This window comes from Kushneria pakistanensis (genome assembly GCF_014652795.1).
Classification (GTDB): domain Bacteria; phylum Pseudomonadota; class Gammaproteobacteria; order Pseudomonadales; family Halomonadaceae; genus Kushneria; species Kushneria pakistanensis.
The window spans coordinates 91,770-104,150 of record NZ_BMZM01000003.1; the positions used below are offsets into that span (position 1 = coordinate 91,770).

The window sequence follows — 12,381 nt, forward strand, 5'->3', positions numbered from 1 at the left end:
CATGACGACCGGCAGCAGCGCTACACCACAGGCCGCAGAGGGCGATCGGATGCAAAAGCTGTCGGCAAGTGCCCATGAACGCGCCGCGCTCAGACGCAACGGCATTGTCGATCGGGTGTTCGAACTGACGACCAGAGGCTCGGCACTGATGGTGCTGCTGCTTCTGGGCACCATTACCGGTTCGCTGGTGCTGGCCGGCTGGCCGGCACTGTCCGAGCTGGGACTGTCCTTTTTTACCGAGGACCGCTGGGCGGCCAACGTTAATCGCTTCGGCGCACTGCCGGCCATTTACGGCACGCTGGTCACCTCCCTGATTGCGATTGCCATCGCCATTCCGGTATCACTGGGCATCGCGATCTTTTTGACCGAAATCTGTCCGCCGAAGATGCGCCGCACCATCGGCACCATGATCGAGCTGCTGGCGGGTGTGCCCTCCATCATTTACGGCATGTGGGGCATGGAGGTACTGGCGCCGTTTCTGCAGTCCCATTTCCCGTCAGTGTTCCCGGCCGGCACCGGCCTGACCACAGCAGGACTGATCCTGGCCATCATGATCATTCCCTTTATCACTGCCGTGACCCGCGATGTCATGAATACCGTACCGCCGATCATGCGGGAGTCTGCCTATGGACTGGGCTGCACCACCTGGGAGGTCGTGCGTCACGTCATCTTTCCGTCCGTGAAGGCCGGCATGCTGGGCGGTGTGATCCTCGGTCTGGGCCGTGCGCTCGGGGAAACCATGGCGGTGACCTTCGTGATCGGCAACAACCTGTTTTTGAACCCTACCGTGACCGGGCAGGGCACCTCGATTGCCGCCCTGATTGCCAATCAGTTTTCCGAAGCTGATGGCCTGCAGCGCTCGGCGCTGCTGTTACTGGGGCTGGTTCTGTTCCTGATTACCTTTGCGGTGCTGGCACTGGCACGTTTCATGCTCAGGCGCATGGACCGTCGGGCCCCATGAGGAGCACATCATGAATCCTGTTTATCGTCGTCGGAAAATGGTCAATCGCACCATCATGGCGGCTTCTCTGCTGGCCTCGGCCTTTGGCGTCATCTGGCTGTTCCTGATCCTTTTGACGCTGGTCACCAAGGGCGTACCGGCGCTGTCGCTGGATGTCTTTACCGAACGTACACGCATGTCCGGCGGCGGATTGGGCAATGCCATTCTGGGCTCACTGATCATGACGGCGCTGGCTACCCTGGGCGGCACCATCATCGGCATTGCGGCCGGTACCTGGCTTGCCGAGTATGGCGGCCGTTCGCGGCTGGCCAATCTCATACGCTTTATCAACGATGTGCTGTTGTCGGCGCCTTCCATCATCATCGGTCTGTATATCTATGCCGTTGTGGTGCTGCCAATGGGGCACTTCTCGGGCTGGGCCGGGGTGGCTGCGCTGATGGTCATTATCATTCCGGTCGTGATTCGCTCAACCGAAGACATGCTGCTGCTGGTGCCCAACTCGCTGCGTGAAGCCGCGGCGGCACTGGGTGCACATCGCTGGTTGATCGTGCTCAAGGTCTGCTATAGCGGGGCGAAGGCGGGCATCACGACCGGGGTACTGCTGGGGTGCGCGCGCATCAGCGGCGAGACAGCACCGCTGCTCTTCACGGCGCTCAATACCAATCAGTGGAACTTTTTCAACATGGGCAGCGAGATGCCCAACCTGCCGATGGTGCTTTACCAGAACATGACCATCAATTCGTTTATTCCCTCCCAGGTAGCGCTGGCGTGGGCAGGGGCACTGATACTGACCGCTGCGGTGCTGATTCTCAATATTCTGGCGCGCGTCAGTGCCGCGCGGACACAGAAGTAGGCATCAAGGGGCTTTCTTTTCATGAACATGCGATCAGAGAATTTCACCATGGCGCCCAGGCAGACACCGAAGAACGCTTCCGGAATCACCAATGCTGCAGCAGTACCTGCCAAGCTGTCGGTCAATGACCTGAATTTTTACTATGGCGATTTTCAGGCGATCAAGAATGTCTCGATGGAGATCCCGTCCAATCAGGTCACGGCCTATATCGGCCCCTCCGGCTGTGGAAAGTCCACGCTGCTGCGCTGCTTCAATCGCATGCACGATCTCTATCCGGGGTTGAAGACCAAAGGCGGTATTCTGCTGGATGGTCAGGACATCAATGCCTCGGGGGTGGATATCAATCTGCTGCGCGCCCGTATCGGCATGGTGTTTCAAAAGCCGACCCCCTTCCCGATGTCGGTGTATGACAACATCGCCTTCGGGGTAAAACTCTATGAGCGTCTGTCGCGTCGCGACATGGATGAGCGAGTGGAGTGGGCACTGAAAAAGGCCGCGCTGTGGAACGAGGTCAAGGACAAGCTCAAGACCAACGGACAGGCACTCTCCGGCGGGCAACAGCAGCGCCTTTGCATCGCGCGCACCATCGCGGTCAAGCCCGAGGTGATTCTGCTGGATGAGCCTACCTCGGCACTGGATCCGATTTCGACCGGCTACATCGAGGATCTGATTCACGAGCTCAAGACCGACTATACGATCGTGATCGTGACCCACAACATGCAGCAGGCGGCGCGTGTCTCGGATGTGACGGCCTTCATGTACCTGGGCGAGCTGATCGAGTGCGGGCAGACCGACCAGATATTTACCCATCCCGAGAAGAAGCAGACCGAAGACTACATTACCGGGCGCTATGGTTAGCGGACACTATGGTTAACAACCACTATGGCTGGCGGGCTCGATGATGATCGTGAGCCGATCGCTGCGCGACGTAAAAGACAAGCAGGGGACACAGACGTGTCCCCTTTTTCATGGCAGTCCAGAACCGCCGCAGGCGCTGTCATTCATGGTGTTAATGCAGACGCTTCAGCGCGTTGCCTGTCGTGCAGTTGGGTTGCGGGGCTTCGTTTATTTGCATTGAGCGTGGTGTTTTTGAACTAGGCTTTAACAACACTCCAACAATGACAGGGATCGACGCATTTATGGCTATTGCTCCCAGACAGCGTGTCTTCGTCGCCTCCACGATGATTATCGTGGTGCTTGTGGCTATTGGTGCCATCTTTCCAGAGCGCTTCAGTGAGGGCGCCAGCGCCGCACTCAGCGGGGTGACGCATCTTTTCGGCTGGTTCTATCTGTTCTCGGTTTTTGGTTTTGTCATCTTCCTGCTGGTCATGGCATTCAGCAAGTACGGCAAGATCCGTCTCGGTCCCCAGGAAAGCAAGCCGACCTACGACTTCTTTTCCTGGGTCAGCATGCTGCTGGCCGCCGGCTTTGGCGTGGGGCTGGTGTTTTATGGCATGGCCGAGCCGATGACCCATTTCATGGCGACGCCTTTCAATGACATGGAGCCGGGGACGCCGGAAGCCGCGCGCTATGCCATCCAGTATTCATTTTTCAACTGGGGCGTGCATCAGTGGGCCGCGTTTTCGGTAGTGGGCCTGATCATTGCCTATACCCAGTTTCGCAAGGGGCAGACCGGGCTGGTTTCAACGGTCATGTCGCCGTTGACGGCAAAGCTTGGCAGGGGGCGCGTGTTTGCCGGAGGCTTGCTCAATACCTTTGCGGTCGTGGCGACCGTGATGGGGGTGGCCACCTCCATCGGCCTGGCGGTGCTTCAGATCAATGGTGGTCTGCACGCCGTGTTTGGCGTGGCCGAAGGCTTCATGTGGCAGGCCATCATTTTGTTCGTCATGTTCATCTGCTACATGATGTCCACGGTGTCAGGACTCGACAAGGGCATCAAGCGGCTATCAAATCTGAACATGGTGCTGTGTCTGGGGCTGATGCTCTATGTCCTGTTCACCGGCCCGACCGTCGCCATTCTGGAAACCATTACGGTCGGCATGGGCGATTACCTGCAAAACTTCCTGGGCATGAGCCTGCGCATCAATCCCTTCTCCGACAATGACTGGATCAGCAGCTGGACCGTGTTCTACTGGGCCTGGGTCATTGCCTGGTCGCCGTTTGTCGGCACTTTTGTGGCGCGCGTATCGCGTGGGCGTACCATCAAGGAGTATGTCTTCGGCGTGTTGATCGTGCCGCCGCTGCTGGCGTGTCTGTGGATTGGTGTCTTCGGGGGCGCGGCACTGCACATGGATCTCTATCAGGACGCGGGCCTTGCCCAGGCGACCAGCGACAACATTACCTCGGCGCTGTTTGTGATGTTTGATCAGATGCCGTTCTCCTTCCCGCTGTCGATCGTGGCCATGATTCTGATCTTTATCTTTCTGGTCACCTCGGCGGATTCGGCGGCTTATATCGTGGGGCAGATGACGGACAAGGGCTCACTCAATCCGCCGCTTTACAAGCGGGTCACCTGGGGGGTGCTGATCGCTGCCATCTGTCTGATTCTGATCTCTGCCGGCGGCGAGAGCGGGCTCAGCGGTTTGCAGTCGGCCGCGGTGGTGTCGGCGCTGCCGTTTACCCTGATCATCTATGGCATGGTGTTTGTGCTGATCAAGGAGCTGCGCGCTGATCGCAGGCAGATGCTGATTAATCTTTATCGTCAGCACAATGAAACACCGGTCGGGGCGGATGCCTTTGAAGCCGATGAACTGTCGGATGGCCATATCGATCGTCTTCGGCGCTCGCCGGATGTGAAAAATCGACGGATTCATCGAGGGCGAAATACCGGACAGATCGAGCAGGATTAAAGGATGATCTGACTCATAGCCTGGGGCCGGGTTTTTTGCCCGGCCCGATTACGTATGACTATCCCGATGATCCGCAATGATGATTAGCCTGTTAACAGGTCATATCTTAACCTTGATGACGATTCGAGCCGCCAGACTCGAATCTGCTTCATTTTTGCATCGTGGATGCATTGCAACACCCCCTTCTGTCCCGCATGTTCGTCATGCGGGATTTTTTTGTGTCTGTTCAGGCCCCGGGAGGTGATGTGCGCTACGTCGTATTGATTGTCTTGTTGATACCGGCGCTGGTCGCAGTGGGCCTCTGGCAGCAATGGCCGGGCAGCGAACGTGTCCCGTCGCAGTACAACCCCTTTGCCCCGTTCAATGTGAATGATCCGCTGACCCCGGTGACCCGTTTCAAGCTCAAGGCGCTGGATCAGGACCCGCAGCGCTGTCTGACGGCGCTGGCCAGGGCGAAAGCGCAGGGGACCATCGATTATGTGGAGGTTGGCAGTCCCGAAATCGGCGCGTGTCAGCTCGATCACGCCGTGCGGGTACGCTCAACCTCGGTACAGTTCAGCGCCAGCTTTCTGGCCAGTTGTCCGCTGGCGCTTTCCTGGGTCGTGTTCGAGCGTCAGCGCCTGCAGCCGCTTGCGCGCGAGATCCTTGGTCAGGATGTCGCCCGGGTGGATCATGTGGGCAGCTTCGCCTGTCGCAATGTCTATCATCGGGCCAGCGGACGACGCAGTGAACATGCCACGGCCGAGGCGTTCGATGTTGTCGGGTTCCGGCTGGGGGATGGTACCCGCATGACGGTCTCCGGGCACTGGCAGGATGAAGGCCCCCGGGGAGCTCTGCTAAGACGCGCCCTTGAGGGCAGCTGTGATGTTTTTGGCAATTCACTGGGGCCTGAATACAACGCGGCCCATCGCGATCATTTTCATCTGGGCATGCGCGGCTATGGGCTGTGTCGCTAGGTGTATCAGGTAGTCCATCACATACGCATCGTCACAAAAAGAGGGGTGCCACCCCCCTGAAGGCTGGCTATGGTATGAGTGCATCAGATGCAAAGGTTTACTCCCCAACAACAACCCCGAGGAGTTCTGCCGCATGATCACTGTCTGTCGGCATACCTGCCCGCGCTGTTTCCCAATGCTTCCTGTGGTGGTCCCGGCAACCTGCAGGGAGCACGCATAGTTCCATGTTTACCCATATTCAGCTTGGTGCCCGTGACCTGCCGCGTCTGGCCGCCTTCTACGATCATGTACTGGAACCCCTTGGACTGGTACGCCTGCCCAGCGAGCGTGATGGTGGCCCGCCCGATGCCATCTGGCACTACCCGGGCAGGCACTGGCCGCTGTTTGTCATTCAATATCCCTTCAACGGTTTGCCGGCGACCTGGGGCAACGGCGCGCAGGTCAGCTTCATGTCGCCCAGTCGGGAAAGCATTGATGATGTCTGGCGTCGGGTCATGGCCAGCGGTGGCGTCAGTGAGGGGCCTCCGGGCATTCGCGACTGCTACGGGCCGGATTTTTACGCCGCCTACTGTCGCGATATCGAAGGCAACAAGCTCTGCTTTGTGCACGACAGCACGATACAGCTGTCCTTCACATGAGGGAGGTCAGCGAGGAAGCCATTGCCGAGACGCTGATGGCACTGGCCGAGCGTCGTGGTCGTGACAAGAGCTTTTGCCCGTCCGAGGTGGCCCGCGCCCTTTATGATCAGGCGCACTGGCGCGAGCACATGGATGAGGTTCGCCGGGTGGCGGCCGATCTGACGCGACGGAACAGACTCGAGATGCTCGCCCGCGGAAAGCGTTTGTCGCCGGATGTGGCGCATCGCGGGCCGATACGTCTACGGTTGTGTTAAATCCTGCAACCGGCGTGTATTCATGGGTGAATACACAACCGGCAGTGCGAAGACTCAAGGGGTCACTGTGTGAGCGACTTTATTCTTTATGGTTTTGACGGCAGTACCTACGTGCGCACGGTGCGTATGCTCTTTCTGGAAAAGGGCGTGACCTACGATCAGGTGGCCGTCGATGTGCTCAAGGGAGAAACCCATACCCCCGAGCATCTGCGCCGCCATCCCTTTGGCAAGGTGCCGGCCCTGGAGACCGGCGGGCGCATTCTGTATGAAACCGACGCCATTGCCGAGTTTCTGGAAGGCCACTTCCCGGCGCCGGCCCTGGTGCCGCGCCAGCTCGATGATCGGGTCGACATGCGTCAGTGGGCGGCGGTGATCAACAACTACTACTACCAGACCATGATCATGGAGCTGGCCTGGCAGCGCGTGATCAACCCGCTGCTCGAACGGCCGGTGGATGAGGCGGTGGTGGCTGCCGCGCTGCCGAAGGTGCGTCATCAGTTCTCGCTGCTGGAGCAGTCACTGGCCACCCGTACCTGGCTGGTGGCCGGACCCATCTCCTATGTGGATTTTCTGCTGGCGCCGATCATGGCCTACGTGATGATGACGTCGGAAGGTCGCGAGATCATGGCCGATTTTCCCAACGTGCAGCGCTGGTGGGACAACATTCAGCAGCGCGAAAGCTTTGAGCGCACCATTCCCGAGCGCTTTCGCAACACGGACTAGGCACTCCCGGGCTTTCCGGACCCGCCTGGTGACTTCCCCCCCTTCAGGCAAGCGGGTATCCTGCACGGTTTTCCAGCATGACGCAGCGCCGCGGCTACCGCGGGCGCTGCTCTGTTTCTTTTCGAAAGTCCTTGTCGAATGTTCATTGCCGAAAGGGGAGTGCCGATGCAGCCGCGCGTGGGTGTGATCATGGGATCAAAGTCCGACTGGCCGGTCATGGAGCATGCCGTCAACATGCTGACCCGCCTGGGGGTGGCATATGAGACGCGAGTGGTGTCAGCCCATCGAACGCCGGATCTGATGTTCGAGTATGCCCGCACCGCCGCCGAGAGGGGCATCGAGGTGATCATCGCCGGCGCCGGCGGTGCCGCGCACTTGCCCGGCATGGTGGCCTCACAGACGCCGCTGCCCGTACTCGGCGTGCCGGTGGAGTCCAAGGCGCTCAAGGGCATGGACTCGCTGCTTTCGATCGCCCAGATGCCGGGCGGCATTGCCGTGGGGACGCTGGCCATTGGCAAGGCCGGTGCCACCAACGCCGGCCTTCTGGCCGCACAGATCATTGGCACGCACGACGCTGACGTTCGCCGCGCGGTCGAGGATTTCCGCGCCGAGCAGACCCGGAACGTCCTGGACAACCCTGATCCCAGCGTCGAGTAATCCGCACGCGGGTGCCTTCTCATTTCCCTTTATCAGCGAGAGACAACCATGCAGATCGGCATTCTGGGAGCGGGACAGCTTGGACGCATGATGGCGCTGGCGGGCCTGCCACTGGGCCAGCAATTTACGCTTCTGGACCCGGGCAGCGCGCCCAGCGCCGGGATCGGCGATATCCTCACCGGCAGTGATGACACAACGCTTGAGGACTTCATCGCCCGGGTTGATGTGGTCACCTACGAGTTCGAGCATCTGCCGGTGGCGCTTCTGGAGCGCATCGAGCAGGTGAAACCGGTCTATCCATCAAGTCGTGCCATTGCGGTGTGCCAGCATCGCGCCCGGGAAAAGGCGCTTTTCTCGAAGCTGGGCATTCCCACGCCCGAGTATCGGCTGGTCGACAGCGCCGAGGCGCTTGAAGCGGCGGCACGTGAGCTGGGTTGCCCGGTAGTGGCCAAGTCCACGACCGAAGGCTATGACGGCAAGGGCCAGGCAGTGTTGCGCACGCCCGAGCAGGCTGCGAGCGCCTGGGAAGAGATCGGCCATGCCGAGCTGGTGGTCGAGGCGTTCGTGGATTTCGTACGGGAAGTTTCCCTGATTGCCGTGCGCGGGCGAGACGGCGAGGTGCGCTCGTACCCGATCACGCAGAATCAGCACGAAGAGGGCATCCTGCGCTATTCGGTGGCGCCGCTGCCGGATGTCGATGCGAAACTGCAGTCCACGGCGGATGGGTATATCCAGGCGCTTCTAAACGAGCTGGACTATGTCGGCGTATTGTCGCTGGAGCTTTTCCAGACGCGTGACGGCCGCCTTCTGGCCAATGAGATGGCGCCCAGAGTGCACAACTCAGGCCACTGGACCATGAATGGCGCGGTCACCAGCCAGTTCGAGAACCATCTGCGTGCCATCGCCGGGCTGCCGCTGGGCGATACCAGCGCGCGCGGTCTGACCTGCATGGTCAATGTGATCGGCGAGGAGGGCGACAGCGCGGCGTTGCTGGCGCTTGAGGGCGTGCATCTGCACCGCTACGGCAAGGCGCCGCGGGCCGGGCGCAAGCTGGCTCACATCAACGTGGTAGCCGATGACTATGCCACGCTCATGCAGCGTGCGCGCGCCGTGACAGCGCTGCTGCCTGGTGCGTTCGAGATCACCATGCAGTGGGACAACGTCTGACTCCCCATCTCTGAAAGCGCGTCTTTCGAAGCCGTCTGCAGGGGCCGTCTGGTGCCTGCAGACATCATGTGGTTTTTCTCCTTACTCTTTCTTTGCTCCCTTCTTTTTTCCCCCACCGCTCGTGGCGCCCGCCTTTTTATAGAGCATTGTCTTGATCAGGCAATGTTGAACTGCTGCTTGTCGATGTTTTCAGGCCATGGGCATACTGGAAGGCCTGTCCCGGCGCCGCTGGTCATGGCGCTTGAGCCCTGCCTGATGTCCTCTCAAGGAGATGGTGATGTCCTACAGCGTGCCTGATATCGAACCCCTGGAAAGCATTCTGCCCGATGAGCCTCTGCTCATGATGGGCGCGGGCCCCGTGCCCATTCCGGCCCGGGTGGCAGCGGCCAACGGCATTGTCATCAATCACCTGGGTGAGACCATGGCGCGCATCATCGAGCAGGTGAAGGCAATGTCGCGCTACGTCTTTCAGACCGAGTCGCGCCACATTCTGGGCGTGGCGGGGCCCGGGTCGGCAGCGATGGAAATGGCGGTCATCAATCTGGTGGACCCCGGCACCCGGGTGCTGACGGTCAATAACGGTTTTTTCAGCAGCCGACTGGGCGAGATGGCCCGCCGCGCCGGTGGGGATGTCATGGAACTGGACGCCGGGGTGACCTGTGCTGCTGATGAAAATGCGGTCATCGAGGCCATTCGTACGCATCGTCCGCGGGTGCTCACCATCGTGCAGGGAGAGACTTCCAGCACTGTGTTCAATCATGCCCTGCCGGCTATTTGTCGCGTGGCTTCTGATGCCGATTGTCTGGTGATCTGCGACGCTGTGTGTACGCTGAGCACCATGCCGCTGGAGATGGATGACTGGGGCGTGGATGTGGTGATTACCGGCGGTCAGAAGGGGCTGAGTTCGATTCCCGGCGTGTCGCTGGTGGCCTTTTCCGACCGGGCCTGGGAGGTCATCGAGGCCCGGGAGCGCACCCTGACCCACTGGTGCCTGGATGCGCGGCTGGCGCATCAGTTCTGGTACAACAAGTCCTATCACTATACGGCGCCGGTGTCGGGCATTCTGGCGCTGCATGAGGCGCTGCGGCTGGTATGTCAGGAAACCCTCCCCAGGCGCTTTGATCGACATTTACGCTGTTCACGGGCATTGCAGGCGGGCATCGAAGGGCTGGGGCTTGAGCTCTATATAAAAGGGCCGTCGCGGCTGAACTCGGTAGTGGGTATTCATTTGCCCCAGGGGCTGGCACAGGCTGATCTGATGCAGCATATCTCTCGACACCATGGGGTGGAGATCTCCGGTGCCTTTGGTGCCCATATCGTTCGTATCGGGCAGATGGGTGAGCAGTGCCGGACGCATCATCTGTTTCGTACCGTGCATGCGCTGGGCGCAAGCGTCAGAACGCTGGGCCATCAGGTCGATGTACCTGCAGGAGTGGCCGCGCTCGAGAAGGCGTTGGAGCGTTACACGCCGGTATATGCCTGAGGCAGGCTGATATAAAAGCGTCCTGATGGATGTGACGAGATAAAAAAATGCCCCGCATGAGCGGGGCATTTTGATGAAAGGGTATCGAGATCAGGTGTTGTTCTGTTCGATGCCCTGAATGTACCAGGGGGCCTGGTCGCGCACTTCGCGGATCAGGTGCCAGGTCTCGTTGAACTCGTTCTCCTGGCCATCTTCCTTCATGATGCCGTGGAACAGCACCGTGGCCTCGGCCTGCTGACCGTATTCGCGCACATCGCCCAGTTCGGCAAACAGACGCACGACCTCGGTCTGGTTGTTGGCGCTCTGCTCGGCACGCTCCTTGCGCAGCAGGTTGTAAAGCTCAGGGGTAACAAACTCCTGAATGTTCTCGAAGTCGTTGTTGTCCCAGGCACGCTGCAGGTTCATGAAGTGCTCCTTGGCACCGGACAGGAACTGCTCGCGGTTGAACCAGGCAGGCTCGCTGCCGGCCATGGCCGCACCGCCCATGCCACCGGCAGTACTATTTGAAGAGCCGCTTGAAGCACCGCCAAAGTCATGCGCCTGACGCTGCTGGGGCTGATGCTGCTCTTCATGTGCGCCGGTATTGGTGGCTCGACGTCGCGCCGCCAGTACCTTCCAGGCGATAAAGCCCAGCAGGGCGATCAGCAGGATATCCATGAAGCGGATACCGTTGAAGGCGCCCCCAAAGAACAGCGACGCCAGCAGACCGCCGGCCATGATGCCTGCCAACGGGCCCATGAAGCGCGACATGCCACCATTGGCTGCGCGCGTGCCCTGCTGGGCCTGACGTGGCGGCGTGGTGGCCTGACTACTGCTGGGGCTTGCCGAACGGGAATAGCTGCCAAAGCTCTTGCCGCCGCCAAAGCGCTTGGCGTCGGCATGCTCGACGGCCAGGCCAAAGCTCATCAGACCGATGAGCAGGGTGATCAGTAGATGACGCATGAGAGATCCTCCCGATAAATGCATCATTGAATGGTGGTCAATTGACCATCGTTGCTGTTACTGCGTCTCGCGGGTAAATACCCAGCTGTCGTGATCCGACATGGCGGCATTGTAGCGGTAGCCGCCCAAATCAAAGGCTTTCAGGTCGTCGCGCTTCTCAAGCCTTTGTTGCACCATCCAGGCACTCATCATGCCGCGCGCCTTCTTGGCGTAAAAACTGATGATCCTGTACTGCCCGTTTTTGGCATCCTTGAACACCGGTGTCACTACATCGGCCCCCAGGCGCTTGCGGTCGATGGCGCCAAAGTATTCGTTGGAGGCCAGGTTGATCAGCACCCTGTCGCCGCTGCTCTCGCTCACTGCACGATCCAGATCCTGTGTCAGCCGCTCACGCCAGAAGGCGTAAAGATCGCGCCCTGCCGGGTTTTCAAGCTTCGTGCCCATCTCGAGGCGGTACGGTTGCATCAGATCCAGCGGTCTGAGCATGCCGTAAAGCCCCGACAGAATACGCAGATGCGACTGCGACCACTCAAGGTCATCCTCGCTCCAGCGCGATGCTTCAAGTCCGGTATAGACATCGCCCTGAAAGGCCAGTATTGCCTGTTTGGCATTGTCTGCATCAAACGGTGTCTGCCACTGCTCGAAACGGGCCACATTGAGACCGGCCAGCTTGTCGCTGATGCCCATCAGCTGTGAGAGGGCCTGCGGTGAATAGTCGCGCAGAATATCGATCAGCTGACGGCTCTGGCCCAGATAGTCCGGCTGCGTGGCCATTCTCGTTTCGGAAGGTGTTTCAAAATCCAGCGTTTTGGCTGGGGACAGCACGCTCAGCATGCAGATTCTCCGCTCATGTTGTCACGATTATAACCCCTCTGGCGGTGGCATCAGACTGCGTTAAGCCAGTGCCAGGCCAGAGGGTCATGCAGGTATCGTCGCG

13 protein-coding genes are annotated in these 12,381 nt (G+C 59.8%); 11 read left to right on the forward strand and 2 right to left on the reverse strand.

Annotated features, from left to right (window positions below):
- The first annotated feature begins 1 nt into the window (after position 1).
- The 11 genes from pstC (at position 2) to IE123_RS10930 (ending at position 10,502) form a co-directional block, all read left to right on the forward strand.
- Positions 2–961, forward strand: coding sequence for a phosphate ABC transporter permease subunit PstC (pstC, locus tag IE123_RS10880; RefSeq protein WP_229819713.1), 960 nt, complete (start codon positions 2–4; stop codon positions 959–961).
- Between the two features lie 10 nt (positions 962–971).
- Positions 972–1,814, forward strand: a complete 843-nt coding sequence (gene pstA / locus IE123_RS10885; RefSeq protein ID WP_189518117.1) for a phosphate ABC transporter permease PstA — start codon at positions 972–974, stop codon at positions 1,812–1,814.
- Between the two features lie 27 nt (positions 1,815–1,841).
- Positions 1,842–2,672, forward strand: coding sequence for a phosphate ABC transporter ATP-binding protein PstB (gene pstB, locus IE123_RS10890; protein ID WP_373295803.1), 831 nt, complete (start codon positions 1,842–1,844; stop codon positions 2,670–2,672).
- A 281-nt stretch (positions 2,673–2,953) separates the two neighbouring features.
- Positions 2,954–4,624, forward strand: a complete 1,671-nt coding sequence (locus tag IE123_RS10895; RefSeq protein WP_189518119.1) for a BCCT family transporter — start codon at positions 2,954–2,956, stop codon at positions 4,622–4,624.
- A gap of 218 nt (positions 4,625–4,842) precedes the next feature.
- Positions 4,843–5,580 (forward strand): extensin-like domain-containing protein, encoded by a 738-nt coding sequence (locus IE123_RS10900; protein ID WP_229819715.1) that lies wholly within the window; start codon positions 4,843–4,845, stop codon positions 5,578–5,580.
- Between the two features lie 224 nt (positions 5,581–5,804).
- Complete coding sequence (locus tag IE123_RS10905; RefSeq protein ID WP_189518121.1) at positions 5,805–6,218, forward strand: VOC family protein; 414 nt, start codon at positions 5,805–5,807, stop codon at positions 6,216–6,218.
- Entirely contained in the window at positions 6,215–6,472 is a 258-nt protein-coding gene (locus IE123_RS10910) for a DUF3253 domain-containing protein (protein WP_189518123.1), read from the forward strand. The genes IE123_RS10905 and IE123_RS10910 overlap by 4 nt, the downstream gene beginning before the upstream one ends.
- A gap of 69 nt (positions 6,473–6,541) precedes the next feature.
- On the forward strand, positions 6,542–7,195 hold the full coding sequence (locus IE123_RS10915) for a glutathione S-transferase family protein (protein ID WP_189518125.1): 654 nt from the start codon (positions 6,542–6,544) through the stop codon (positions 7,193–7,195).
- Positions 7,196–7,360: 165 nt separating this feature from the next.
- Positions 7,361–7,852, forward strand: coding sequence for a 5-(carboxyamino)imidazole ribonucleotide mutase (gene purE / locus IE123_RS10920; protein WP_189518127.1), 492 nt, complete (start codon positions 7,361–7,363; stop codon positions 7,850–7,852).
- A 48-nt stretch (positions 7,853–7,900) separates the two neighbouring features.
- Positions 7,901–9,019 (forward strand): 5-(carboxyamino)imidazole ribonucleotide synthase, encoded by a 1,119-nt coding sequence (locus tag IE123_RS10925; RefSeq protein WP_189518129.1) that lies wholly within the window; start codon positions 7,901–7,903, stop codon positions 9,017–9,019.
- Positions 9,020–9,296: 277 nt separating this feature from the next.
- Positions 9,297–10,502 (forward strand): pyridoxal-phosphate-dependent aminotransferase family protein, encoded by a 1,206-nt coding sequence (locus IE123_RS10930; protein WP_189518131.1) that lies wholly within the window; start codon positions 9,297–9,299, stop codon positions 10,500–10,502.
- A 90-nt stretch (positions 10,503–10,592) separates the two neighbouring features.
- On the opposite strand, the gene IE123_RS10935 is transcribed toward IE123_RS10930, so the two are convergent.
- The gene (locus IE123_RS10935) at positions 10,593–11,444 is read right to left on the reverse strand and encodes a Tim44 domain-containing protein (protein WP_189518133.1); all 852 of its coding nucleotides are present in this window, start codon (positions 11,442–11,444) and stop codon (positions 10,593–10,595) included.
- A 57-nt stretch (positions 11,445–11,501) separates the two neighbouring features.
- The gene (gene yaaA / locus IE123_RS10940; RefSeq protein ID WP_189518135.1) at positions 11,502–12,278 is read right to left on the reverse strand and encodes a peroxide stress protein YaaA; all 777 of its coding nucleotides are present in this window, start codon (positions 12,276–12,278) and stop codon (positions 11,502–11,504) included.
- Positions 12,279–12,381 lie beyond the last annotated feature (103 nt).